This window comes from Streptomyces sp. NPDC027663 (assembly GCF_055566415.1).
Genome location: NZ_JBVHSK010000001.1, coordinates 103,793 through 128,071, shown reverse-complemented (window position 1 = coordinate 128,071; position 24,279 = coordinate 103,793). Strand labels below are relative to the sequence as shown.

At 72.2% G+C, this 24,279-nt stretch carries 20 protein-coding genes and 1 pseudogene; 9 read left to right on the top strand and 12 right to left on the bottom strand.

Annotation, left to right across the window (positions count from 1 at the left end; genetic code table 11):
* Positions 1-103 precede the first annotated feature (103 nt).
* Positions 104-2,461 carry an immune inhibitor A domain-containing protein gene (locus tag ACZ4SF_RS00490; protein WP_468376175.1) on the bottom strand — a complete coding sequence of 786 codons (2,358 nt, stop codon included), beginning with the start codon at positions 2,459-2,461 and terminating at the stop codon, positions 104-106.
* Between the two features lie 364 nt (positions 2,462-2,825).
* On the opposite strand from ACZ4SF_RS00490, the gene ACZ4SF_RS00485 reads away from it, so the two are divergent.
* Complete coding sequence (locus ACZ4SF_RS00485; protein ID WP_468376172.1) at positions 2,826-3,062, top strand: hypothetical protein; 237 nt, start codon at positions 2,826-2,828, stop codon at positions 3,060-3,062.
* Between the two features lie 58 nt (positions 3,063-3,120).
* Here the strand turns inward: ACZ4SF_RS00485 and ACZ4SF_RS00480 are convergent, their stop codons facing one another.
* Both ACZ4SF_RS00480 and ACZ4SF_RS00475 read right to left on the bottom strand, forming a co-directional pair.
* Entirely contained in the window at positions 3,121-3,846 is a 726-nt protein-coding gene (locus ACZ4SF_RS00480; RefSeq protein ID WP_468376169.1) for an RDD family protein, read from the bottom strand.
* Between the two features lie 75 nt (positions 3,847-3,921).
* The gene (locus ACZ4SF_RS00475; RefSeq protein ID WP_468376166.1) at positions 3,922-5,655 is read right to left on the bottom strand and encodes an RDD family protein; all 1,734 of its coding nucleotides are present in this window, start codon (positions 5,653-5,655) and stop codon (positions 3,922-3,924) included.
* A 232-nt stretch (positions 5,656-5,887) separates the two neighbouring features.
* Between ACZ4SF_RS00475 and ACZ4SF_RS00470 the strand changes: the two genes are divergently transcribed.
* Entirely contained in the window at positions 5,888-6,301 is a 414-nt protein-coding gene (locus tag ACZ4SF_RS00470; protein WP_468376163.1) for an SsgA family sporulation/cell division regulator, read from the top strand.
* A gap of 103 nt (positions 6,302-6,404) precedes the next feature.
* On the opposite strand, the gene ACZ4SF_RS00465 is transcribed toward ACZ4SF_RS00470, so the two are convergent.
* Positions 6,405-7,811 carry an FAD-binding oxidoreductase gene (locus tag ACZ4SF_RS00465; RefSeq protein ID WP_468376161.1) on the bottom strand — a complete coding sequence of 469 codons (1,407 nt, stop codon included), beginning with the start codon at positions 7,809-7,811 and terminating at the stop codon, positions 6,405-6,407.
* 92 nt (positions 7,812-7,903) lie between these two features.
* Between ACZ4SF_RS00465 and ACZ4SF_RS00460 the strand changes: the two genes are divergently transcribed.
* Positions 7,904-9,373, top strand: a complete 1,470-nt coding sequence (locus ACZ4SF_RS00460; protein WP_468376158.1) for a tetratricopeptide repeat protein — start codon at positions 7,904-7,906, stop codon at positions 9,371-9,373.
* Positions 9,374-9,670: 297 nt separating this feature from the next.
* Here ACZ4SF_RS00460 and ACZ4SF_RS00455 read toward each other — a convergent pair whose 3' ends face one another.
* Entirely contained in the window at positions 9,671-10,519 is an 849-nt protein-coding gene (locus tag ACZ4SF_RS00455; protein WP_468376155.1) for a phage baseplate protein, read from the bottom strand.
* 35 nt (positions 10,520-10,554) lie between these two features.
* Positions 10,555-11,703 carry a 4-hydroxyphenylpyruvate dioxygenase gene (gene hppD, locus ACZ4SF_RS00450; protein ID WP_468376152.1) on the bottom strand — a complete coding sequence of 383 codons (1,149 nt, stop codon included), beginning with the start codon at positions 11,701-11,703 and terminating at the stop codon, positions 10,555-10,557.
* 122 nt (positions 11,704-11,825) lie between these two features.
* On the opposite strand from hppD, the gene ACZ4SF_RS00445 reads away from it, so the two are divergent.
* The 5 genes and pseudogenes from ACZ4SF_RS00445 to ACZ4SF_RS00425 all read left to right on the top strand — a co-directional run.
* Positions 11,826-12,305: an Lrp/AsnC family transcriptional regulator gene (locus ACZ4SF_RS00445; RefSeq protein WP_468376149.1), complete on the top strand. Its 480-nt coding sequence runs from the start codon at positions 11,826-11,828 to the stop codon at positions 12,303-12,305.
* A 36-nt stretch (positions 12,306-12,341) separates the two neighbouring features.
* Positions 12,342-12,989 carry an ABC transporter permease gene (locus tag ACZ4SF_RS00440; RefSeq protein ID WP_468376146.1) on the top strand — a complete coding sequence of 216 codons (648 nt, stop codon included), beginning with the start codon at positions 12,342-12,344 and terminating at the stop codon, positions 12,987-12,989.
* Positions 12,982-14,229: a betaine/proline/choline family ABC transporter ATP-binding protein gene (locus ACZ4SF_RS00435; protein WP_468376142.1), complete on the top strand. Its 1,248-nt coding sequence runs from the start codon at positions 12,982-12,984 to the stop codon at positions 14,227-14,229. Before ACZ4SF_RS00440 ends, ACZ4SF_RS00435 begins: the two co-directional genes overlap by 8 nt.
* Positions 14,230-14,261: 32 nt before the next feature.
* Positions 14,262-15,074: an ABC transporter permease gene (locus ACZ4SF_RS00430; protein ID WP_468378243.1), complete on the top strand. Its 813-nt coding sequence runs from the start codon at positions 14,262-14,264 to the stop codon at positions 15,072-15,074.
* A gap of 101 nt (positions 15,075-15,175) precedes the next feature.
* A pseudogene (locus tag ACZ4SF_RS00425) lies at positions 15,176-15,372 on the top strand (hypothetical protein); the annotation flags it as partial.
* 57 nt (positions 15,373-15,429) lie between these two features.
* On the opposite strand, the gene ACZ4SF_RS00420 reads toward ACZ4SF_RS00425, so the two are convergent.
* The 3 genes from ACZ4SF_RS00420 to ACZ4SF_RS00410 are packed head-to-tail and all read right to left on the bottom strand — an operon-like array spanning position 15,430 to position 18,124.
* Positions 15,430-16,221 (bottom strand): S16 family serine protease, encoded by a 792-nt coding sequence (locus ACZ4SF_RS00420; RefSeq protein WP_468376139.1) that lies wholly within the window; start codon positions 16,219-16,221, stop codon positions 15,430-15,432.
* A 32-nt stretch (positions 16,222-16,253) separates the two neighbouring features.
* Positions 16,254-17,363 carry an o-succinylbenzoate synthase gene (gene menC / locus ACZ4SF_RS00415; protein WP_468376136.1) on the bottom strand — a complete coding sequence of 370 codons (1,110 nt, stop codon included), beginning with the start codon at positions 17,361-17,363 and terminating at the stop codon, positions 16,254-16,256.
* Positions 17,360-18,124 (bottom strand): chorismate synthase, encoded by a 765-nt coding sequence (locus ACZ4SF_RS00410; RefSeq protein WP_468376133.1) that lies wholly within the window; start codon positions 18,122-18,124, stop codon positions 17,360-17,362. The genes menC and ACZ4SF_RS00410 overlap by 4 nt, the downstream gene beginning before the upstream one ends.
* A gap of 87 nt (positions 18,125-18,211) precedes the next feature.
* Here ACZ4SF_RS00410 and ACZ4SF_RS00405 point away from each other — a divergent pair, with 87 nt between their 5' ends.
* Positions 18,212-19,780 carry a PucR family transcriptional regulator gene (locus ACZ4SF_RS00405; protein WP_468376130.1) on the top strand — a complete coding sequence of 523 codons (1,569 nt, stop codon included), beginning with the start codon at positions 18,212-18,214 and terminating at the stop codon, positions 19,778-19,780.
* Here ACZ4SF_RS00405 and dapE read toward each other — a convergent pair.
* From dapE to ACZ4SF_RS00390, 3 genes are all read right to left on the bottom strand, one after another.
* On the bottom strand, positions 19,761-20,816 hold the full coding sequence (dapE, locus tag ACZ4SF_RS00400) for a succinyl-diaminopimelate desuccinylase (protein ID WP_468376127.1): 1,056 nt from the start codon (positions 20,814-20,816) through the stop codon (positions 19,761-19,763). The two genes, ACZ4SF_RS00405 and dapE, sit on opposite strands and share 20 nt — an antisense overlap.
* 243 nt (positions 20,817-21,059) lie before the next feature.
* Positions 21,060-21,701, bottom strand: coding sequence for an IclR family transcriptional regulator (locus tag ACZ4SF_RS00395; RefSeq protein ID WP_468376125.1), 642 nt, complete (start codon positions 21,699-21,701; stop codon positions 21,060-21,062).
* 722 nt (positions 21,702-22,423) lie between these two features.
* Positions 22,424-24,223 (bottom strand): DEAD/DEAH box helicase, encoded by a 1,800-nt coding sequence (locus tag ACZ4SF_RS00390; RefSeq protein WP_468376123.1) that lies wholly within the window; start codon positions 24,221-24,223, stop codon positions 22,424-22,426.
* Between the last annotated feature and the right edge of the window lie 56 nt (positions 24,224-24,279).

The window sequence follows — 24,279 nt, the reverse complement described above, 5'->3', positions numbered from 1 at the left end:
CGGTCGGTGTCAATAAGCGGTCCACAGGACGCACCTAAACACGATCGGCGGCAACCCGCCAAGGGGTTGCCGCCGATACGTCTCTGACCTGCAGTTTTAAGAACTACTTGACCGCGGGACCAACCTTGAGGGAGATCGTCGAGCCGTCCTTGGCCTCCTTGACGATCGTTATCTTGGTGTTGGTGTCAGTGACCTTCACACCACCCGTGGGGTTCGAAGCGTCGTAGTAGGTGCTGGCGTGGTCGTTGAAGACCGAGACACCCTTCGAGCCCTTGATCTTCAGCTTGACGTCGGCCTTGTGCAGCGTGAGGCCGTCGGTGCCGTACAGGCTGAACGGGGAGTCGTAGGCCTGGATGCGGTTACGCAGCAGGGTGCCGTCCGCCCACTTCAGCGCCTTCGCGTGCGAGTCGATCGGCAGGATCAGACCGGTGCCCGGGTGGCCGTTGGTGTCGTTCGTGTTGTTGTCCGCCTGGGAGGTGTCCCACTTCCAGATCAGCAGGCCGTTCTGGTACGGGTAGTGCTCCACCCAGTCCGGACGCGACGCGAAGCCGAAGTTGTACGGGCCGACCTTGAGAGTCTTGTCGTACGACTCGTACTGGCGGTTCTCGGCGATGTAGTACTGCTTGTAGTCCTTGGTGAAGGACGCGCCGATGCGGGAGAAGCCGTTCGCGGTCCACGCGCCGTCCTGCGTCTCGGCGTTGTCCGAGAAGACGGGGGTGCCGTCGGCGGTCACGGCGATCTGGTCGGCCGTGAAGCCGTTCTCCGCGACACCGCCGTCGGTGGCGTAGCGGAAGCGCAGGTCGATCTTCTTGCCCGCGTAGGCGTCGAGCGAGAACGACAGCTTCTTGTGCGTCTGCGAGAAACCGCTCAGCGCGGGCTTGCCGCTGGCGTCACGCGGGATGGCCTGGCCGTCCGCGGTGCCGTCCAGGGCGGTCCAGTTGGCACCGCCGTCCGTCGACACCTCGGTGTAGACGTAGTCGTAGCCTTCCTCGGTGGCCCACCAGCCGTCCAGGTCCAGCTTCGCCGACGACTTGCCGGTGAGGTCCACGGAACGGGTCAGCGTGTTCTTCAGGTCGTTGCCGCTGCCGCTCCACCACTGGTTCGCGCCCTCGGCGGGCTGGGTGATGGTGGTGGTGACGGCCTTCTCCGGCAGAGTCACCACGAGGGCCTGCTTGTCCCAGGTGTTGTACTCGGCGAGACCCAGCTTGTGCGTGGACTGCTTGCCGGCCTTGGCGGTGTCGTAGTTCAGCCAGCCCAGCTGCAGCTTGTCCCAGGCGTTCATGTCGCCGGGCAGGTCGCCGATGGACTCCTTGCCGGTGCCGAGCCAGGAACCGGAGGACATCAGGGTCCAGAAACCGGTGGAGTTGTCGCCGCCGGCGGTGTCGTACTCGTCCGGCAGACCGAGGTCGTGGCCGTACTCGTGGGCGAAGACGCCGAGGCCGCCGTTCTCCGGCTGGATGGTGTAGTCGCCGACCCAGACACCGGTGCTGCCGACCTGGGTGCCGCCGAGCTTGTTGTTCTCGGGACCGGTGGCGCCGGCGTCGGTGCCGAAGGCGTACCAGCGGTGGGCCCAGATCGCGTCCTTGCCCTGGGCGCCGCCGCCCGCGGACTCGTCCTCACCGGCGTGCACGATCTGGAAGTGGTCGACGTAGCCGTCGGGCTCGTTGAAGTTGCCGTCGCCGTCGAAGTCGTAGCGGTCCCACTGGTCGTACTTGGCCAGGGTCTTCTTGATGTCGGCGTCGGACTTGCCGGCCTTCTTCTGCTGGGCGACCCAGGAGTTCAGGCCGTCGCTGACGACGTTCCACACGCTCGGGCAGTTGGTCTGACCGCAGGCGTTGTTGCCGTAGCGCGCCTCGTTGTACGGGACCTTGACCCAGTCGGTGACCTCACCGGAGACCGAGTAGCGGCCCGAGGACTGCTTCTCGTAGTACTTCCTCAGCGACTCGGTCTTCTTGCCGGTGCCGAAGTAGAGGTCCTGGTAGTGCTTCTTGCTGTAGTCCTTCTGCCAGGCCGTCGAGTTGTCCTTCTTGCGGTCCGGCTTGGCGATCTTGTTGTGCAGCGGGCCGGCCGTGCCCCCGTACTTGGGGTCGGCCTGGTTCCCGAACTCCACCAGGATCGTGAAGATCTTGTCGGTCTTCTCGCGGCTCAGCTCGACGTACTTGCTCTCGCCCTTGCGGCTCTTGAGCTTGACGACCTTGGAGCCGTTGCGGTCCTGCGCGGTGGCCTTGCCGGCTATGAGCTGGTTCAGGGCCTCCTCGCGCTGGGCGTCCTGCGTCTTGCTCAGCGGGCCGTCGAGGTCGTGCTTCTGCTGCTTCACCCCGGCCGGGTCGTGCCGGTTGACGGCGGCGGACCGGGACTGGGGGCTCGCCTCCGCGACGGCGAAGGTGGCGAACGTGGCGGATGCCGCCGCGAGAGCGACACCGATGGCCGCGGTTCTGAACGTCCAGGATCTACTGGTCACTTGAGTTCCTCCCCCGCGCCGCGCACACGGACAGGGGGTTCCGGGTCATGGAGGATCCGTGCGCGCACGATCAACGCGTGTAATCAAGTGACGACATTTGACTAGAGGTTTAGCGGAAAAGACAGACCTTGACTTGAGCAGGACAAGTGCACTATGCGGAGGTGGCGTTCGCTTTGCGAACAGATGGCCGCCCCGCAACGGGCGCAGGGATCGCCCCTCTTGAGGGGGGTGGTGACTCCATGCGCCCCCCGTGCACCCGGTACGGTGGGTTAGGTCACGCTTACCCGGCGTCCCGCTCGGGCATGCAGGCCAAGAGAGCCCCACGGCACACCCACCCCCGAAGACTGCCGAGGACACGATTGCCATGCCTCGTCCGACCGCCGCACAGCTCGCCTACGGTTCCTGCACCGTGATCCTCTCGACGCTCGCCATGCTGCTGCTGTCGCAGACGAGTTCGGGCCTCGGGATCACCGTCATCGCCGTCGCCGCACTCGGACTCGGGCTGCTGGTGGCCATGACGGTGCCGGTCCCGAAGCCCCACGTGGTCGAGGCGCCGGCCGGAAACGCCCCGGAGAGCGAGCGGGTTCCCACCACCTTGTGACCGACCCGTGCACGTGCGGCGGGCCGCCGAAGTCACCGGCCCGCCGCACGTGTACGGGTCAACTCGTACTGACCACCACTGTCTTGGCCGCCTTGTCGTGAATGCCCTGCTTGTACGGTTTGTCGAAGAAGCTCCAGGACGACGAGACGATCCACCACAGGCCGAAGAAGCAGCAGGGCACGATGGACGGACCCCACAGGACGAGCGCGCGGATGAATGAGGTCCTCATGGAGGGGGTCGAGCCGTCGGCCAGGTCGGCCACCCGCAGGCTGAGCAGCTTCTTGCCCAGGGTCTGCCCCCACTTGGCGGTCAGCAGGGTGTCGTAGGCGACGTAGAGCACCGTGCCGACCGCCTGCAGGACGAACCCCTTGCCGGTCAGCACCATGTCGGTGTCCGATTCGCTGACCGAGAGCAGCACGGGGATGAAGAGCAGGACGTCGACGATGCCGACGAGGACGAAGTCGATGAGCCTGGCGACGATGCGCCTGCCGGTGTCGGCCAGCGGCGGCATCCCGGCGAGCGGGTCACCTGGGTAACCGCCCGTGCCCTCGGGACCGCCGGTCCCGTACGGGCCGCCCGGGCCTCCGCCGTACGGGGAACCGCCGTACGGGGAACCCCCGTACGGGGAACCGCCGTACGGACCGCCGCCGTACCGGGGCGGTTCGGGGCCGCCGGGCGGGGTGTCGTACGGCGAACCCGGCCCCTGCTCCGACGGGGGCCGCTTCCTGAACGGGTCGTCCTCGGGGGGCTCCTCTCCGGAGCCGGGGGGCGGTTCGCTGCTCATGGCCCGAGTGGAACCCGCGCGCCCCGGTTCCGCATCCCGCGGGCGGCCGTACGGCGTACGCCCCCGCGCCCGGTGTCAGCCCGCGACGAACGTGCGGGCCGCCTTGTCGTGCCAGCACTGGCGCCAGGGCCGGTCGAACAGGCACCACAGCACGCCCACGATCCCTACGACGAGCAGACCCGGCACGCTGAACACCAGCCAGCGGCGCAGCGCCGCACCGAACGTCGGCGGCTCGTGCGCCTCGATGTCGCGGACCTCCAGGCCGCACAGCTTCTTGCCGAGGGTACGGCCCCACTTGACGGTGGGCAGCACCTCGTACAGCACGCCGGCCAGGAGCAGGACGGCGAGGACGATGCCGAGGCTGGTGCCGGTCGTGCCGTCGACCAGCCAGACCGTGACCTCGTGGCCGGACACCCGGGCGGCGTCGAGCTTCTCCTGGACGTGGTCCACGGCCCGGGTGCCGAGCGGCACGGCAGCGGCGGCGGTCACCGCGCCCACGGCCAGCAGGTCGATCAGGCGGGCCGCGAGACGCCTGCCGAGTCCGGCGGGCCGGGCGGCGGCCTGCCGGCGGGCGGCGGCCTGGAACGGGTCCTCCACCGGCGGCTTCCACGGTGCCACCGGCTGCTCTTCCCCGCCGCCGGCCAGCCGGTGCACCTGCTGCGCCCAGGAGGCCTGACCGCCACCGGCACCGCTGCTCAGCGGGGTCGCGGGAGCGGCGGCCTGCTGGGGCCCGGCCTGCTGGGGCAGGGACGGGGTGGCGGCGGCCGGCGAGGGCTGTGCGCTGTGCGGGGCCGGTGCGGGCTTCGGTACGTGGGGGGTCCGCGGGGTGTCGGCCGGTGCCTCGGGGGTGCGAGGGGCCGGCGTGGTGGCGCGGGCCGCGGCCGCCTTGCCGGCACCGAAGCCGGGGCTCGCGGCCGGGGCCGGGGGCGACGGGGCCGCGGACGACGGGGAGGGGGCGCCGGCCGGTCCCTGCGCGCCGAAGCCGGCCGGGCCGGAACCGCCGGGCGGGGTGCCCTCGGCGCCGGACGGACCTGGCACGCCGGACGGACCGGACGGACCCGGAGCGCCGGACGGCACCGGGCGGAACGTCATCGTGCCGTCGTCGGCGCGGGCCGCCGGGCCCGGAATCGGGCGCCGGAAGATGAAGGTGCCGGGGTCCGGGGCGCCGTCCTCCGCCGGAGGGATCGTCGCGGTGCCGTCGGTGCGGCTGGTGGCGCTGCCGTCGGGGTGGCCCGGCGAGTCCGCCGGCACCCGGGGGTCGGCCGGCCACGCCCCGCCCTGGCCGGCGTCGGCGCCGGAACCGGGCCGCGCGGACCGGTCGGCCTGCTGGGACCGGGCGCCCTGGACCGGCTGCCCGGCACCGCCGGACCCACTCGGCTCGCCCCACTGCCCGGCGCCGCCGGAGCCACCCGGTCCGGCCGGCTGACCCGGCCGCTCCCATTGCGCAGCGGGACCACTGGTCCGGGCCCACTGCGCGCCCTGGCCGCCCGGGGCGGCCTGGGCCGACGGGCCCTGCTGTGCCCACTGGCCGGACCGGCCGGCGTGACCCTGCTGGGCGGCAGGGTCCTGCCGGAGCGGGCCGGCCGGGTCCTCGTCGAAGAAGTGGGGGCCCGTTTCCTCCACGGACGGGGGCGCCGGGCGGACGCCGGGCGGCGGGGTGAGCGGCTCGCCGTCCTGCGGCGCCGGGCGGCTGGTGCCGGGCACCCAGGAGGCGCCGTTCCAGTACCGGACGTAGCCGGGGATGGACGGGTCCGGGTAGTAGCCCTCGCGGGGCCGTTCGTCACCTGGGGCCGGGGTTGGGGCGCTCATGTCCGTCGTCCCGTATCTGCTCGGGGGTGGGATGGGGGGCTCCACATCTATCAGACGCGGGCATCTCCCACCGCCAGTCCCGCCGGACCCACCCCTTTCCGGGCAACGCCGCACGACGCTGTCACGGGCCGCGGAGAAAGTTTCCCGAACCCGCGTAATGGCCCGGCCCGAGCCCGCTCTCCACCCGTGCGGGTCCGTTCCGAGCGGCCCCGGGCGAAGGGAGACGCAGGTCATGGATGACACCGTGGTGGAGCGGGAGCTGGAGCTGAGGCTCATTCTGTCGCCGGAGCGGAGCGTGCCGGTCCCGGCCCGGCTCGGGTACCGCTGCGACGACCCCTACGCCGTCCACATCTCCTTCCACATCACCTCCGAGCACCCCGTCAACTGGACGTTCGCCCGCGACCTGCTGGTGGAGGGGGTGTTCCGGCCGTGCGGGCACGGGGACGTGCGGGTGTGGCCGACCAAGGTCGAGGGGCACGGCGTCGTACTGATGGCGCTGAGTTCACCGGACGGCGACGCGCTGCTTCAGGCGCCGGTCCCGCAGGTGTCGGCCTGGCTGGAGCGGACGCTGCGGCTGGTGCCCCCGGGGACGGAGGGCGGCCGGCTGGGCATCGACGACGCGCTCGACCAGTTGCTCGCCCAGTGACCCCGGCCGGGGTCGGAAGAGCGTGCCGGGGTTCCCGGCCGGGGCTCGGGAGAGTGTGCCGGGTTCCCGGCCGGGAAGAGCGTGCCGGGGTTCCCGGCCGGGGTCAGAAGAGCTTGCCCGGGTTGAGGATGCCCAGCGGGTCGAAGACCTGCTTCACCGCCCGCTGCATCTCCACCCCGACCGGGCCGATCTCGCGGGCCAGCCACTCCTTCTTCAGCACGCCGACGCCGTGCTCGCCGGTGATGGTGCCGCCGAGTTCCAGGCCGAGGGCCATGATCTCGTCGAAGGACTCGCGGGCCCGCCGGGACTCGTCGGGGTCCCGGGCGTCGAAGCACACGGTGGGGTGCGTGTTGCCGTCGCCGGCGTGCGCGCACAGGCCGATGGTGAGGTCGTACTTGCCGGCGATCCGTTCGACGCCCTCCAGCATGGCCCCGAGCTGCGACCGGGGCACGCACACGTCGTCGATCATCGTCGTGCCCTTGACCGCCTCCAGCGCGGTCAGCGAGAGCCGCCGGGCCTGCAGGAGGAGTTCGGACTCGGCGGCGTCCTCGGCGGGCACGACCTGGGTGGCGCCGGCCGCCTCGCACAGGGCGCCGACCGCGGCGAGGTCGGCGGCCGGGTCCGGGGTGTCGAAGGCGGCCAGCAGCAGCGCCTCGGTGGTCTCCGGCAGACCCATGCGGGCGAGGTCGTTGACGGCCTTGACGGTCGTACGGTCCATCAGTTCGAGGAGGGACGGGACGTGACCGCCCGCCATGATGCGGCAGACGGCGTCGCAGGCGGCGGCAGCGGAGGCGAACTCGGCGGCCAGCACCAACTGCTGGGGCGGCTTGGGCTTGAGGGCCAGGACGGCGCGGACCACGATGCCGAGCGAGCCCTCGGAGCCGACGAAGAGCCGGGTCAGGTCGTAGCCCGCGACGCCCTTGGCCGTGCGGCGGCCGGTGGACATCAGGCGGCCGTCGGCGAGGACGACGTCCAGGCCGAGCACGTACTCGGCGGTCACGCCGTACTTCACGCAGCACAGGCCGCCGGAGGCCGTGCCGATGTTGCCGCCGATGGTGCAGGTCTCCCAGCTGGAGGGGTCCGGCGGGTAGTACAGGCCGTGTTCCTCGACCGCGCGGGAGAGGGCCGCGTTGATCACGCCCGGTTCGACCACGGCGATCCGGTCGACGGGGCTGATCTCCAGGATGCGGTCCATCTTGGTGAGTGACAGCACGATGCTGCCGTCGGTGGCGTTGGCACCGCCGGACAGGCCGGTGCGGGCGCCTTGCGGGACCACGGGCACGCGCAGTTCGGTGGCGGTGCGCATGACGTGCTGCACCTGTTCGACCGTGCGCGGCAGCACGACGACGGCGGGGACGCCTGCCGGGCAGAAGCTCGCCATGTCGTTGGCGTAGGAGGCGGTGACGTCGGGGTCGGTCAGGACGGCCTCGGCCGGCAGGCCGGCCAGGAGCCGGTCGGTGAGATTCCCGGTTGCCTCGTCGCGCGGCGCTTCGATACGGCTCATGATCACAGGTTCGCACTCGCGGCCATCGGTGTGAACCCCGTCCGCGCCGCCCTTGGGCCACCCGGATGTGCTCGTCGTATTGACGCACAGTGAGCCGCATGGACAACCGACTCCGCGTGCCGGGTACTTCTTTGATCCCCGAGCCGCCCGCGCCGCGTCGCCGGCGGCGGCTGCTGCGGCGGGTGCTGGTCACCGCGCTGGCGGGCGGGGTCGTCGCCGGTGCGGTGCTGCTGCTTCTGCCGCAGGAGCAGCAGCAGCGGGTGGCCCGGCCGCCCGCCCCGGGTCCGCGGGCACAGCCGCAGACGCTGACGGCGGTGACCTACGGCGTGCCGGCCGGCCTGCCGGGCCTCACGACGCTCATCGGGCGGCAGGAGGAGCGGGTGCGGGCGCAGCCGCGGGACGCCCGGGCCTGGGCGGTGCTGGGGACGGCGTACGTGGAGCGCGGGCGCCGGACCGGCGACGCGGCCGACTTTCCGCGGGCCGACCGGGCGCTGCGAACCTCGCTGGAGGTGCACGGCCGGCAGAACACCGAGGCGCTGGACGGCCTGACCGCGCTGGCGCTGGCCCGCCGGGACTTCCCGGCGGCGAAACAGTACGGCGAGCAGGCGCTGAAGGCGGCGCCGAAGCGGTGGACGGCGTATGCGCCGCTGATCGACGCGTACGCCGGGCTCGGTGACTACAAGAACGCCCGCTCCACCCTGGACAGGCTGATGGGGCTGCGCACCGGTGCGGCGGCGCGGCCGGCCGTGATGGCGCGGGCCGCGGCGGTGTACCGGGACCGGGGCTGGCGCGAGGACGCGGTGGCCCAGCTGACCGACGCGGCAGCCGCCGCCCGCACCCCGGCCGAGCAGGCCGCCTGGCTGGCCGGGGTCGGCCAGCTGGCTTGGGAGCGCGGTGACCTGCCGGACGCGCTGCGGCACTTCGAGGCCGCGCTGCGTCTCGACCCCGACGAGCGGACGGCGCCGGCCGGACGGGCGCGGACGCTGGCCGCCCTGGGGCGTACGACGGAGGCGCTGAGCGCGTACCGGACCGCACTCGAGAAGCAGCCGGACCCGGCGGACCTGCTGGAGCTGGGCGAGCTGTACGAGTCGCTGGGGCAGGAGCAGCTCGCCGAGGAGCAGTACACCCGGCTGAAGGCCGCGGTACGGCGGCAGGTGGCGGCCGGGGTCGACGAGGAGCTGCTGATCGGGCGGTTCGAGGCGGACCACGGGGACCCGGTGGACGGAGTGGAGCGGTTGCGGGAGGAGTGGCAGCGCCAGCCGGGCATCGAGGTGGCCGACGCGCTGGGCTGGGCGCTGCACCGGGCCGGCGAGGACCAGGAGGCGCTGACCTACGCGTCGATCGCGACGGACAAGGCCAAGGGCGGCGGGGTGCGCAGCGCGCTGTACGCGTTCCATCGGGGGGTGATCGAGGGGGAGCTGGAGCAGTTCGGGCCCGCGCGGCGGCATCTCCAGGAGGCGCTGCGGATCAACCCGTACTTCTCGCCGCTGGGGGTGCCGGTGGCGCAGGCGGCGCTGCGGGCGCTGGGCGAGCCGCCGGAGGACGAGCTGCCCGAGGACCACCTGTAGCAGCCGGGGACCGCTGGAACAGCCATGGACCACTGGAGCAGCCGAAGAGCGCCGGGCAAGCCGAGAACCGCCGTAACAACCGAGAACCGCCGGAGCAGCCGAAGACCGCCGGAGCAGCCGAAGACCGCCGGAGCAGACCGCTGGGACAGCGAGAACCGCTGGAACAACCGCTGGAACAACCGAAGACCGCCGGAGCAGCGAGAACCGCTGGAACAACCGGAGACCGCCGGAGCAGCGAGAACCGCTGGAACAACCGGAGACCGCTGGGGTAGCGAGAACCGCTGGAGCAGCAGAGGGTCACTTGTAGTAGATCGAGAACTTCCGTGCCCCCTCCGGTCCGGACGCGAACCCCACGTACAGGCGCGGGGTGCCGGTGTGGCGGACGGCCAGGCCTTCCGGTTCCCGGAGGTCGAGGGAGCGGGCCGCCTCCGTGCGGTGGCGGGCGAGGAGTTCGCCGGTGCGGATGTCCAGGCAGGACAGGTAGGTGTTGCCGTGGCCGGCGGGCGGGTTGGTCCGCGGGTCGTAGGCGGAGCCCGCGAGCTGGTAGAGGCGGTCGCCGTGCAGGGCGAATCCCTGGAAGGGGACGTCCGGGTCGGGATGGGCGCCGGTCTGCGGGAAGTCGGCGAGCGGCGAGGCGTAGTCGCGGGCGGTGAAGGCGGCCAGGTCCCAGACGCGGTAGCGCGGGGTGCCGCCCATCCGGTGGCGGACGGCGATACGGCCGGTGGCCGGGCAGATGCCGGGCTGGTTGGCGCGTGAGCCCGCTATCGGGTGACGGACCTTGACCTGTGCGGGTGTGCGGGTGGCGCCGGCGGCGAACCGGAAGCGGGTGACGCCCCGGCCGTAGCCGCCCACGGCATCCGTCTCGGTCCAGATCCACACCGTGCCGTCGCCGTCGTGCTGGACGCCCATGCTCACGCCGTGCCCGAAGCCCTCGAGGTACATGTGGCCGAGGCGTCTGCCCGCGTGGTCCAGGCGGTTGAGGCAGAGGTCGCCGGTGTCCCGGCCGCCCCGGGTGAGCTGCAGGACGTAGAGGTGGTGGTGGACCTCGTCGAAGGCGAAGGACTGGAGGACCGTGGGTTCGCGCAGGGTGTCCTGCTGCCGCAGCCAGCGGACGGCCGGTGCGGCGAGGTCGATGCGCTGCTCCACGGTCCCCCCTGGGCGTCCGGCGGGGGGACCGTCGGTTACAGGTTGCCCCGCTTGGCCTGCTCGCGTTCGATCGCCTCGAACAGTGCCTTGAAGTTGCCCTTGCCGAAGCCCATCGAACCGTGGCGCTCGATGAGTTCGAAGAACACCGTCGGCCGGTCCTGGACCGGCTTGGTGAAGATCTGCAGCAGGTAGCCGTCCTCGTCGCGGTCGGCCAGGATCTTCAGCTCGCGCAGGGTCTCGATCGGCACCCGGGTGTCGCCGACCCACTCGCCGAGGGTGTCGTAGTACGAGTCGGGGGTGTCGAGGAACTCGACGCCGGCCGCGCGCATCGTACGGACCGTCTGCACGATGTCGTTGGTGTTGAGCGCGATGTGCTGGACGCCGGCGCCGCCGTAGAACTCCAGGTACTCGTCGATCTGGGACTTCTTCTTGGCGATCGCGGGCTCGTTGATCGGGAACTTCACCTTCAGGGTGCCGTCCGCGACGACCTTCGACATCAGCGCGCTGTACTCGGTGGCGATGTCGTCGCCCACGAACTCCTTCATGTTCGTGAAGCCCATGACCTTGTTGTAGAACGCGACCCACTCGTTCATCCGGCCGAGTTCCACGTTGCCCACGCAGTGGTCGACGGCCTGGAAGGTGCGCTGGGCGGGCGGTTCGACCATCGGCTTGGCGGCGGTGTAACCGGGGAGGTAGGGGCCGTCGTAGCCGGAGCGGTCGACCAGGGTGTGGCGGGTCTCGCCGTAGGTGGCGATGGCGGCGAGGACGACCGTGCCGTGCTCGTCCTTCACCTCGTACGGCTCGGCGACCGAGCGGGCGCCGTGCTCGATCGCGTAGGCGTACGCGCGGCGGGCATCCGGCACCTCGATGGCCAGGTCGATGACACCGTCGCCGTGCTCGGCGACGTGCTGGGCGAGGAAGTGGCCCCAGGTGCCGGCCGGCTTGATCACCGAGGTGAAGACGAAGCGGGCGGAGCCGTTCTCCAGCACGTAGCTCGCGGTCTCGCGGCTGCCGTTCTCCGGTCCGGAGTAGGCGACCAGCCGCATGCCGAAGGCGGTGGAGTAGTAGTGCGCCGCCTGCTTGGCGTTGCCCACGGCGAAGACGACCGCGTCCATTCCCTTGACCGGGAAGGGGTCGGCCTGCCGGGCGGTCGCGTCGGGAGTGTGGTCTGTGGTCTGCGTCATGGCGGAAGACTCGCTCTGGTCTGCAAGGTGCGCAATAGTTCGCGCATTCACTGGGCAACCTGACCAGTGACACAGCGGTATCAGCAGCCTTTCTGTACAGGGTGACCAACTCAGGGGGTCTCGTGGCGATCGATCATCTGGACGGGCGCATCATCGTGCTGCTGGCCCAGGAGCCACGCATCGGGGTGCTGGAGATGTCCCGCCGGCTGGGCGTGGCGCGCGGGACCGTGCAGGCGCGGCTGGACCGGCTTCAGTCGAACGGAGTCATCCGCGGATTCGGCCCCCAGGTGGACCCGGCGGCCCTCGGCTACCCGGTCACCGCCTTCGCCACCCTGCAGATCCGGCAGGGGCAAGGAGCCGACGTACGAGCCCACTTGGCGACCGTGCCGGAGGTACTGGAGCTGCTGACCACCACCGGCAGCGGCGACATGCTGTGCCGTCTGGTGGCCCGCTCGAACGCCGATCTCCAACGAGTGATCGACCGGGTTGTCGGCTTTGATGGCATCGTCCGGGCCTCCACGACGATCGTCATGGAGACCCCCGTTCCACTGCGGATCATCCCGCTGGTGGAGCAGGCGGCCGCGGACAGCACAAGGACCTGACCGGCAGGAACGCAGCCGACCCGGGGGTGAGCGCGGGTGAGCTTCTGGGAGTACCTGGGCAGCCGGCACCAGCAGCTGCTCACGGACGCCTACCAGCACGCCAGCGCGGTCTTCCAGTGCATGGTCCTGGCCTCCGTCATCGGCGTGCTCATCGGGATCGCCACCTACCGCTCCGAATGGGCCGGCAACCTCGCCACCACCGCCACCTCCACCGGCCTCACCGTCCCGTCGCTCGCGATGATCGGTCTGCTCGTCCCGGTCGTCGGGCTGGGCGTGCCGCCCACGGTGATCGCGCTGACGCTGTACGGGCTGCTGCCGATCGTGCGCAACGCCATCGTGGGTCTGCGCGGAGTGGATCCGGCGCTGGTGGACGCGGCCCGCAGCATCGGCATGTCCGGCCCGATGCGGCTGGCGCGGGTGGAGCTGCCGCTGGCCTGGCCGCCGATCCTGACCGGCATCCGGGTCTCCACGCAGATGCTGATGGGCATCGCCGCGATCGCCGCCTGCGCCTCCGGCCCCGGACTCGGCAACGAGATCTGCCGCGGACTCGCCTCCCCCGGCAGCAGGAATGCGCTGAACCAGGTGCTCGCGGGCACGCTCGGGATCATCGTCCTCGCCCTTCTGTTCGATGCCGCGTACGTGCTGATCGGACGGCTGACCATCCCCAGGGGGATCCGTGTCTGAGCCGACCTCCACCGCCACGCACGGGGCCACGATCGAACTGGAGGGCCTGACCAAGCGGTACCCGGGCAGTGCACAGCCGGCCGTGGACCGGGTGAACATGGAGATCGGGGCGGGCGAGACGGTCGTCTTCGTCGGCCCGTCCGGCTGCGGGAAGTCCACGACGCTCAAGATGATCAACCGGCTGATCGAGCCGACCAGCGGGCGGATCCGGATCGACGGGGAGGACGTCACCGACATCGACCCGGTGAAGCTGCGCCGCAAGGTCGGGTACGCCATCCAGTCCTCGGGCCTGTTCCCGCACATGACCGTCGCGCAGAACATCGCGCTCGTGCCCGGGATGACCGGATGGCCGAAGCCGCGGATCCGGGAGCGGGTCGAGGAGATGCTCGACCTGGTCGGGCTCGACCCCGGCGAGTTCCGCGGCCGCTATCCGCGCCAGCTCTCCGGCGGCCAGCAGCAGCGCGTCGGCCTGGCCCGGGCGCTCGCCGCCGACCCGCCGGTGCTGCTGATGGACGAACCGTTCGGCGCGGTCGACCCGATCACCCGCGACCACCTCCAGGACGAGCTGATCCGGCTCCAGCGCGAACTGCGCAAGACGATCGTGTTCGTCACCCACGACTTCGACGAGGCGATCAAACTGGGCGACCGGATCGCGGTGCTGCGCGAACGCTCCCACATCGCCCAGTTCGACACACCGGAGGCGATCCTCACCCACCCCGCCGACGACTTCGTCTCCGGTTTCGTCGGCGCCGGCGCGGCCCTGAAGCGGCTCAACCTGACCCGGGTGCGGGACGTGGAGCTGCGGGGCTGTCCGACGGTGACCGTGGACACCCCGCTCCAGCAGATCTTCGGGTATCTGCGGGGCAGCGGCACCGACGAGATCCTGCTCCTCGACAGGCGCCGCCGGCCCTGCAAGTGGCTGCGCCGCGGCGACCTGATGCGGGCCCGCGGCTCGCTCGCCCGCGCGGGCACGCTGGTGCACGGCACGGTGACCCGGGACGCCACCCTCCGGGACGCCCTGGAAGCCGTCCTCACCGACAACGCGGGCCGGGTCGCGGTGACCGGGCGGCGCGGCGAGTTCACCGGCATGGTCGACATGGAGACGCTGATGCACTGCGTGCACGAGCTGCTGGAGGCCGACCGGCTCGAAGCGATGGAGCACCAGCACGAACTGGAGGAGGCCCGGTCCCGGCAGACCCACTTCGAGCAGGAGGGCGACGCCGGGGAGAAGAAGGCGTGAGCACCGCCCGGCGCCCGGAGGGCGCGCACGAGGTGAAGGGGCTCGCCTTCCGGGACGAGGGCGAGGCCGAGCGGGAGGCGCCGCCCCCGCCCCGGCGCCCGCCCGGACGCCGGCTGTCCTGGCAGCGGCTGACGGTGCTGCCCGTGTTCCTGATCGCGGTGCTCCTCGCGACCTGGCTGTGGTTCCGGCAGGCGCGCCTGGACACGATCTCCGCGAACGCGCTGTCGGGCGGCCAGGTCTCCAAGGCGTTGTGGCAGCACGTGCAGCTGACGGTGATCTCCACCTTCTTCGTGCTGATCATCGCCGTCCCGCTGGGCGTCGTCCTGACCCGGCGGACGTTCCGCCGAGCCACCCCGGCGGCCATGGCGCTCGCCGACGCGGGCCAGGCGACCCCGGCGATCGGCCTGCTGGCCCTGCTCGTCATCTGGCACGGGACCGGTACGAAGGCGGCCCTCATCGGCATCATCGTCTACGCCGTCCTCCCGGTGCTCTCCAACACGATCGCCGGCCTGAAGGCGAACGACCCGCTCCTGCTGGAGGCGGCCCGCGGCATCGGCATGTCCCCGCTCGGCGTGCTCACCCGGATCGAACTCCCCCTCGCCGTCCCGCTGATCCTCGCGGGCGTGCGCACCGCACTGGTCCTCGACGTCGGCACGGCGACCCTGGCCGCCTTCGGCGGGGGCGGCGGCCTCGGCACGCTGATCACCACCGGCATCACCACCCAGCGCATGCCGGTGCTGGTGCTCGGTTCGGTCCTCACCGTGGCGCTGGCGCTCCTGGTGGGCTGGCTGGCCTCGCTGGCGGAAGTGCTGCTGCGGCCACGGGGCCTGGAGGCGGGCACATGAGACATCCCCCGGCCCGCCGGATCACCCGGGCACGTCACCGCCGGATCACCCGGGCACCTCACCGCCGGATCATCCGGGCACCTCAGAGGGGCCGCACCTGCCTGCTGCCGGCCGGGCTGCTCGTCGTACCGTCCGGCTGCGGGCTGACCAGCGGCTCGCCCATGGCCGACGCCGTCGAGCCCGGCACGGTCGGGCAGGGCCGGCCGCTGGAGGGCGCCCACCTCACCGGGAGGCCGTGCGGGACGCCGACCGCGGGAACGGGCTGACCTGGCTGCCGCCCTCGCGGCTCGACAACACCAGGCCGGCCCCGGGAGCGGCGTGCGGATCAGGCTCGGGATGATCCCGAGGACACCGCCTAGCAGCTCGGGACCGGGCCCTTGCCCTTCTCCAGGGCCACCAGCGAGTCGACCGCGTTCTTCAGCGTGGTCACCGGCACCAGTCGCAGGCCCTTCGGCAGTTCCGACCTGGCGTCCGCGCACTCCGCCTTGGGGACCAGGAACACGGTGGCCCCGTCCCGGCGCGCGGCCTGTGTCTTCAGGGCCACCCCGCCGACCGCGCCGACCTTGCCGGAGGGGTCGATGGTGCCCGTGCCGGCGATGGTGCGGCCCCCGGTGAGGTCGCCGCCGCTGCCGTCGCCGTCCAGCTTGTCGATGATGCCGAGGCTGAACAGCAGTCCGGCGCTGGGGCCGCCCACGTCGGCGAGCTTCAGATCGACCTTGACCTTGTCGGCGCTGAGCCCGAGGTACTTCAGCGCCGCCTGGGTGGCGTTGTGCTGGGACTCGTCCATCTGGGCCAGGTTGTACTTCTCGATCTCCTTGACGGTGTCGCCGCTGGGGTAGACCACGTCGCGCGGCATGACGGCCCGGTCGGTGCGGAACCAGTTGCCGACGACGTCCCCGAGCGTCACCGTGGCGTCCGGGTTGGTCGCCTGGATCGTGACCATGCGCAGCTGCCCGCTGGTCCTGCGGACCGGCGCCCCGGAAACGCTGATCACCTGGGTGCCCTTGTTCGCGCCCAGCACGTTCGCCGTCGATCCGGGCTGGGCCACCGAGAACGGCAGCGGCGCGAACGCCGCGGTGGCCAGCAGGGCCACGACGGGGACCGCGCAGACGGCTACGGCCTGGGGACGCGTGAGACGAGAGAGCACGCCATCAATCTAACGTGACCCCGGCCTGCGCCTTATGCCGCGTACAGGTCCCGCCGCTCCCGCGTGAACCGGCGCAGGGCGTCCGGCAGGGGCTCGATGCCGATGCCGGGCCCGGCCGGCACCGGGAGGTGGCCGTCCTGCAGGACGAACGGCTCGGTGAGGTCCTCGGCGAAGTACCGGGAGGAGGCGGAGGTGTCTCCGGGAAGGGTGAAGCCGGGCAGGGCGGCGAGCGCCAGGTTCGGGGCCCGCCCGATGCCGGTCTCCAGCATGCCGCCGCACCACACCGGCACCCCGTGCGCGTGGGCCACGTCGTGGACCCGGCGGGCCTCCAGGTAGCCGCCGACCCGGGCGGGCTTCACGTTGACCACCCGGCAGGCGTCCATGGCGATCGCGGCGGCGGTGTCGCGGGCGTGGTGCAGGGACTCGTCCAGGCAGACAGGGGTGGCGATGCGCTGCTGGAGCCGGGCGTGCGCGTGCAGGTTGTTCTCCTCCAGCGGCTCCTCGATCAGCAGCAGCCCGAACGCGTCCAGGCGCCGCAGGTGCTCGGCGTCGGCGAGGGTGTAGGCGGTGTTGGCGTCGGCCTGGAGGGGCAGTTCGTCGCCGAAGCGTTCACGGACGGCCCGTACCGGCTCGACGTCCCAGCCCGGTTCGATCTTCAGCTTGATGCGGACGTACCCCTCGGCGAGGTACCGCTCGACGTCGTCCAGCAGTTCGGGGACCGAGTTCTTGATCCCGACCGACACCCCTGCGGGCACCCGGTCGCGCACCGCGCCGAGATACGTCGCGAGCGGCATGCCGTGCGCACGCAGCTCGGCGTCCAGCACGGCCGTCTCCAGGGCCGCCTTCGCCAGCTCGTGCCCCTTGATCTTCGCCACCGCGGGGGCGAGCGCGGCCGTGGTGAGCCTCGGCAGCGCGGCCACGCGGGGCAGCAGGAAGTCCCGCAGCACGATCTCGGCACCGGCGACGAACTCCGGGCAGTACAGCGGCTCGGGGTCGGCGGCGAACTCCGACCAGCCCTCGGCCTCGTCCGTCACGACGTGCAGCAGGAAAGTGTCCTTGGCCGTCATGGTCCCGAAGGACGTACGGAACGGCGTGACCAGGGGGATCGCCACGTGCACGATCTCCACGCGCTCCAGCTTCACGCGGCCGCCTCCGCCCGGTTCAGCGTGTACCAGCCGTCGCGGGACATCCCGGTGACCCGGAAGCCCTCGACGAAGGCGTCCAGGAACACATCGCGCACCGCCCGCCGCCAGCGCAGCGCCGGCCCCGGGTCGGCGGCCCGCAGCGCGACGACGTCCTGCGGGACCCGGCACCACAGGTGCCGGCCGTGACGCCGGACGAGGGGCCCGCCGTCGGGGGCGATGCACAGCACCGGCCCCTGGGGTTCGGCGCTGTACGACGCCGCCGGCGCCGTCAGGTCCCAGCTCACCGTCAGCCGGTCGCTCTCGTCGCCTTCGTTCACGCCGTCGGTCATGGGGCCGTAGAAGTCGACCAGGTAGTCGGTGCCGACGGCGCCCAGCTTGACCAGGTTGAAGCGGGCGTTGCGGCCGACCAGCGGATCGAAGGTCCAGCGCATGGTGCGGGCGCCGAGGCCGACGGCCCAGTCGCGCTGGGCCAGTTTCAGGGTGTACCCGAGGCCCCGTTCGGCGGCGGCCACCAGCGAGTACGTGCTCTGCTCCGCGCCGAGGACGGCCACGGCGGCGCCGGCCAGCCGCTCGCCGACGAAGGCGGCGTGCACCGCGCCGCCGGCGTGCACCAGGCTGTGCAGCACCTCGGCGGGATACGGCGGTGCGGTACGGGGCGTCTGCCAGACGTCGCTGAAATGGCCGGCCACGGCCGCCAGCCCGGCGACGTCGTGGACGGTACGGACGGTGACCCGGTCGGTCGTCACTGCTGCTGCCATGGCACGAGTCTGCGAGGGGCCGCAGGGCCATGTGTTGTGCATGCGGCCAACACCTGCGTACGTTCGTTGCACCATCCGCCAACCAGCATGTCGAGGACCCTCATGGACGCCTGCACCCTCGGCGACCTCCTGGACGTCGTCGGCGGCCCGGCCCTGCGCCTGCACACGGCCCCCGCCGGTTGCGCGGTGCCGGTCACCGAGGCGGTGCTGTACGACGGCCGGACCCCGCTGCTCCGGATGCCCGGCGCGCTGCTGCTGGCGGTCGGGGTGCGGCCGGCGGAGGCGGGACCGCTGCTGCGGGTGGCGGCGGAGGCCGGGCTGACCGGGGTGGTGGTGCGGGGCGAGGGCGGCCCGGTCGCGGAGGCGGAGGCGCACGGCGTGGCCCTGCTGTCGGTCGCCGAGGACGCGGCCTGGCACCACGTCCATCTGCTGCTGGCCTCGGCCATCGCCGCCCGGCCCGCCGCCGCCTCCGCCGGCACCGGGCTCGGCGACCTGTTCGCGCTGGCCGACGCGATCGCCACGGCGACCGGCGGGGCCACCGCGGTCGAGGACGCCAGGCAGCGGATCCTCGCCTACTCCACGGTCCCGGGCCAGCCGGTGGACGAGGACCGCCGGCAGGGCATCCTCGGCCGGCAGGTGCCGGCCAGCGCGATGAACACCGAGCAGTACCGGCGGATGTTCGCCGCCGGCCGGCCGGTGCGGCTGCCCGCCCTGACCGACGCGGACCTCCCCCGGCTGGCGGTGGCGGTGCGGGCCGGCGGGGAGACCCTCGGCTCGGTGTGGGTCGTCGACGGCGGCTCGCTCGCCCCGGACGCCGAGGACACCCTCGCCCAGGGCGCCTCCACCGCAGCCCTGCTGCTGCTCCAGGCCCGTGCCGCGCGGGAGCTGACCCGGCACCGGGGCAGCGAGCTGCTGCGCAGGCTGCTGGACGGCACGGCCGACGACGCGGCGACGGCCGCCGCGCGTCTGGGCATGGACGGTTCCGCCAGGGTGGCGGCCTTCGTGCTGGACTCCGCCGCGAGCGTCCCGGACGCCGAGCGCACCGCGCTGCGCCTGCTGGACGTCGTACGCCTGCAGTGCGAGGCCCGGTACGGCCGGCACGCGTGCGTGCTGGAGGACGGGGTGGTCTACGCGGTGCTGCCCGGTCCCGGGGAGCGCCACCGCGGGCTCGCCGAGGACATCGTCGGCCGGGCCGGACAGGCGCTGCGGGTGCCGGTTCGGGCGGCACTGGGCGAGATGGTGCCGGGAGCGGACGGGCTCGCGGACTCCCGGGCGGACGCGGACCTGGTGCTGCGGGTGCTGGACGCGGAACTGCCGGTGGCCGCGGCCGACGAGGTCCGGACCCGGGTGGTCCTGCTGCGTCTGTCCGAAGTGATGCGCGAGCGGCGCGAGTTGAGTGCGGGCGGCTGGCGGCGGGTGCTGGCGTACGACGCCGGGCACGGCACCGAGTACGCCCGCACGCTGGTGTGCTGGTTCGACGCGGGCTGCGACATGGCGGGCGCGGCCAGGCTGCTGGCCGTACATCCCAACACCTGCCGCTACCGCCTCCGGCAGCTCCAGCAGCACGCCGGGATCGACCTGGACGACCCCGACGAACGCCTCGTGCTCTGGCTGCAGTTGAGAGTGCTGGCAGGGCTCAGCGGAGCCACTCCCTGAGCCTGGCCTCACACTGCCCGAGATGCCCGACGGGCACGTACTCCCCCGCGGTGTGCGCCAGCTTCGGATCACCGGGGCCGTAGTTGAGGGCAGGCACGCCCAGCGCCGCGAAGCGGGCCACGTCCGTCCAGCCCAGCTTGGGCCGCGGCTCGGCGCCCAGCGCCGCGGCAAGGCCGCCGACCCGGTCCAGATGCGGCGGCGCACCGGCGACGACCTCGGTGACCCGGACCTCGTACTCCGGGAAGAGCCCGCGCACGTACGCCTCCGCCTCCTCGGGCGAGCGGTTCGGCGCGAAACGGCAGTCGACGCTCACCACGCACTCGTCGGGTACGACGTTCCCGGCGACCCCGGCCCGTACGGCGACGGCGTTGAGCCCCTCCCGGTACTCCAGCCCGTCGATCACGACCCGCTCCGGGATGTGCGCGTCGAGCCGCTGCAGCACCCGTCCCGCCTTGTGCGCGGCGTTGGTGCCCTGCCAGGCGCGGGCGGTGTGCGCGCGGGCGCCCTCGACCACGATGTCCGCGGTGAGGATGCCCTGGCAGCCGGCCTCGACACCGGCGTCGGACGGCTCCATGAGGATGGCGAGGCCGGCCTCCTCCAGCAGTCCCGGCCGGGCGGCGGCGATCCGCCCCAGCCCGTTCCGCTCCCCCGCCACCTCCTCGCACTCGTAGAAGACGTAGGTGACATCACGGGCGGGCTCCGGCACGGTCGCCGCGAGCCGCAGACCGACGGCCACCCCGCCCTTCATGTCACAGGCACCGAGCCCGTACACCCGGCCGCCGGCGAGCCGGGAGGGCAGGTTCCCGGCGGCCGGCACGGTGTCCAGGTGCCCTGCCAGCAGGACGCGTTCGGGCCGGCCGAGGTCGGTACGGGCGATGACGGAATCACCGACACGGTCCACGGCGAGGTGAGGCAGGGCACCCAGAGCCTCTTCGACGGCATCCGCGATACGCCCCTCCTCCCCGCTCTCGGAGGGCAGATCGACGAGGGCCCGGGTCAGGGTCACGACGTCGGCGGTGAGATCGAGGGAGGTCATGCGCGGTGGTCTTCCTGGTGCCGGACGAGCTGGACGTGCCTCGATGATGCGCACCGGGAAAGGGGAAGGGATCTGCGGATCGGCCAAAGGGCGATGGACGGGATCTGCGGATCGGCCAAAGGGCGATGGACGGGATCTGCGGATCGGCCAAAGCACGGCCGGGGAGGGCCCGCGCATCCTCGCGCCGAAGCCGTAGGACGCGCACCAGCCCGCCCGCCTTCGGGGCGGAGCCGAGCCCCTCGCTCAGCGGAGCGCTTCCGCGACCTCCCGCGCCGCCTCGACCACCCGCGCCCCCACCCGCTCCGGCACGGAATCCGCCAGCATCACCACACCCACGCTGCCCTCGACCCCGGTGACCCCGACCAGCGGTGCGGCGGCCCCACTCGCGCCCGCCTCCAGCTCACCATGGGTCAGCGTGTACCCGGGATCGGCGGACGGCGACTGCCGCGCGGCGAGGATCGCCTTGCCGGCCGCACCCCGGTCCAGCGGATGCCGGAATCCGGCCCGGTAGGCCACGTGATAGTCGGTCCACGTCGGCTCCACCACCGCTACGGCCAGCGCCTCGCTCCCGTCCACGAGCGTCAGATGCGCCGTCGCCCCTATGTCCTCGGCCAGCGACCGCAACGCGGGCAGCGCGGCCTCCCGTACCAGCGGATGCACCTGCCGCCCGAGCCGCAGCACCCCGAGCCCGACCCGGGCTCGTCCGCCCAAGTCACGGCGTACGAGCGCATGCTGCTCCAGCGTGGCGAGCAACCGGTACACCACGGTCCGGTTCACGCCCAGTTTGGTGGACAACTCGGTGACGGTCAGCCCGTGGTCCGTGTCGGCCAGCAATTTGAGGACGCGCAGTCCCCGGTCGAGCGTCTGAGAGGTCTCCGCGGTCACGACGCCCACTCCTTTGGTGGTGAGGTCGGCGGACCCTGAGCGGCAGATGCGTCACCGAGTCCCGTCGGCGACGCGCTTCAGAGGCCGCCGATCGGCAGAACGGCCCGGCTGCTCCGGGCCGAGTCGCTTCACGGCTGCGCTCCGCGGCGGCGCTGCCACGGGGCGTGTGCGTAGCGGGACAGTAGCGAAGCCGGTTCGCTGAGCGGAAGTCTTCGTCCAGAATCCGGGCAAGGCCAGATCCGGCCTGCCTGCATTCGTCCGGATACGCACACCGCACAAAGGACCGAAACAAAGCGAACAGCCCGATCCCCTGCTCCAAACCCCCACCGCGACCGAGGCCCAGCCACCCACCCGGGCACGGCCCCAGCCGCCCGCCAGGGGTCCGGGGCGAACCCCGCGCCGGTCAGGTCGCGACCGGCACGTAACCCAGCCGCCCACCCGGGACCCGGGGCAGAGCCCCGCGCCAGTCACGTCGCGGCCGACGCGTAACCCAGCCACCCACCCGGGGTCCGGGGCGGAGCCCCGTGGCAGTCACGTCTCGACCGGCACGTAACCCGGCCGCCCCATCCGGGGTCCGGGGCGGAGTCCCGCGGCAGTCACGTCGTGAGCGGCTCGGAAGCCAGGCGCCCATCCGGGGTCCGGGGCGGAGCCCCGTGGCGGTCAGGGCTTGGCCGGCCGAGTCGGGTGGGTGGGCGGGCGAGTCGGGGGGGCGGGCGGGCGGATCACCGCATCCGCGTAGCCCACTCCCGCACCTTGTCGATCCGCTGCCGCAACTGCCCCGCCGTGGCCTCCGCACTCGGCGGCCCCCCGCACACCCGCCGCAGCTCGGTGTGGATCACCCCGTGCGGCTTCCCACTCTGGTGCACATACGCGCCGACCAGCGTGTTCAGCTGCTTCCGCAGCTCCATCAGCTCCTTGTGCGTGACCACCGGCCGCCGCTCGGCCGGCAGCTCCAGCAGATCGGCCTCGCTGTCCGGCTTCTTCCGGCTGTGCGAGATCTGCCGGGCCTGCCGCTTCTGCAGCAGCAACTGCACCTGCTCGGGCTCCAGCAGCCCCGGAATCCCCAGGTAGTCCTGCTCCTCCTCGCTCCCGGGGTGGGCCTGCATGCCGAACTCGGCGCCGTCGTACAGCACACGGTCGAACACGGCGTCGGACTCCAGCGCCTCGAAGGGCAGCATGTCCTGCTCGCCGGTGTCCTCGTCCTGCTCCCTGTTCGCCTCCTCCATCTCCTTCTCGGATTCGGCGTACGGGTCCTCCTCGCCCTCCTTCTTCGGCTTGTCGAGGGCGTGGTCCCGCTCCTTCTCCATCTCGTTGGCGAAGGTCAGCAGATCGGGCACGGTCGGCAGGAACACGGACGCGGTCTCACCGCGCCGCCGGGACCGTACGAAGCGCCCGACGGCCTGCGCGAAGAACAGCGGAGTCGAGATGGTCGTCGCGTACACCCCGACCGCCAGCCGCGGCACGTCGACGCCCTCGGACACCATCCGGACGGCGACCATCCACCGGTCGTTGCTGTCGCTGAACTCGTCGATCTTCTTCGAGGCACCGGCGTCGTCGGAGAGCACGAGGGTCGCCTTCGTACCGGTGATCTCCCGGATCAGCTTGGCGTACGCGCGCGCGGAGTCCTGGTCGGAGGCGATGACGAGCGCACCCGCGTCCGGAATGGCCTTCCTGACCTCGGTCAGCCGCTGGTCGGCGGCGCGCAGCACGCTCGGCATCCAGTCACCGCGCGGGTCGAGGGCCGTACGCCAGGCCTGGCTGACCGCGTCCTTGGTCATCGGCTCGCCGAGCCGGGCGGCGATCTCGTCACCGGCCTTCGTGCGCCAGCGCATGTTGCCGCTGTAGGAGAGGAAGATGACGGGCCGGACGACGCCGTCGCCGAGCGCGGACCCGTAGCCGTACGTGTAGTCGGCGGCGGAGCGCCGGATGCCGGCGTTGTCCTCCTCGTACGTCACGAAGGGGATGGGGTTGGTGTCGGACCGGAACGGCGTACCGGTCAGCGCGAGCCGCCGCGTCGCGGGTTCGAAGGCCTCCAGACAGGCCTCGCCCCAGGACTTGGAGTCACCGGCGTGGTGGATCTCGTCCAGGATCACGAGGGTCTTGCGCTGCTCCACCCGGTTCCGGTGCAGCATGGGCCGTACGCCGACGCCGGCGTACGTCACGGCGACCCCGTCGTACTCCCGGCCGAGCGGTCCCGCGCTGTACTCAGGGTCCAGCTTGATCCCTATCCGGGCGGCCGCCTCCGCCCACTGCTTCTTCAGGTGCTCGGTGGGCGCGACCACGGTCACCTGCTGCACGACGTGGTGGTGCAGCAGCCAGGAGGCGAGCGTCAGCGCGAAGGTCGTCTTGCCGGCGCCGGGCGTGGCGACGGCGAGGAAGTCACGCGGCTGTTCCTGGATGTACTTCTCCATCGCCCCCTGCTGCCAGGCACGCAGCTTGCTGGCGGTACCCCAGGGGGCCCGGCCCGGGAATGCGGGCGAGAGGTGGTGGGAGTGAGCGGAGGAAGCGGCGGTGGTAGTCACGGTCTCCGTGGATCAGGGTCGGGCGGCTCGGCTACGTATGACAACCGGGCCACCCT

Excerpts from the sequence above, each read along its gene's own strand:
- ACZ4SF_RS00410 (WP_468376133.1), bottom strand. The coding sequence starts at position 18,124 with ATGGCAGCAGCAGTGACGACCGACCGGGTCACCGTCCGTACCGTCCAC.
- ACZ4SF_RS00405 (WP_468376130.1), top strand. The coding sequence starts at position 18,212 with ATGTCGAGGACCCTCATGGACGCCTGCACCCTCGGCGACCTCCTGGAC.
- dapE (WP_468376127.1), bottom strand. The coding sequence starts at position 20,816 with ATGACCTCCCTCGATCTCACCGCCGACGTCGTGACCCTGACCCGGGCC.
- ACZ4SF_RS00460 (WP_468376158.1), top strand. The coding sequence starts at position 7,904 with ATGGACAACCGACTCCGCGTGCCGGGTACTTCTTTGATCCCCGAGCCG.
- ACZ4SF_RS00480 (WP_468376169.1), bottom strand. The coding sequence starts at position 3,846 with ATGAGCAGCGAACCGCCCCCCGGCTCCGGAGAGGAGCCCCCCGAGGAC.
- hppD (WP_468376152.1), bottom strand. The coding sequence starts at position 11,703 with ATGACGCAGACCACAGACCACACTCCCGACGCGACCGCCCGGCAGGCC.
- ACZ4SF_RS00470 (WP_468376163.1), top strand. The coding sequence starts at position 5,888 with ATGGATGACACCGTGGTGGAGCGGGAGCTGGAGCTGAGGCTCATTCTG.
- ACZ4SF_RS00485 (WP_468376172.1), top strand. The coding sequence starts at position 2,826 with ATGCCTCGTCCGACCGCCGCACAGCTCGCCTACGGTTCCTGCACCGTG.
- ACZ4SF_RS00475 (WP_468376166.1), bottom strand. The coding sequence starts at position 5,655 with ATGAGCGCCCCAACCCCGGCCCCAGGTGACGAACGGCCCCGCGAGGGC.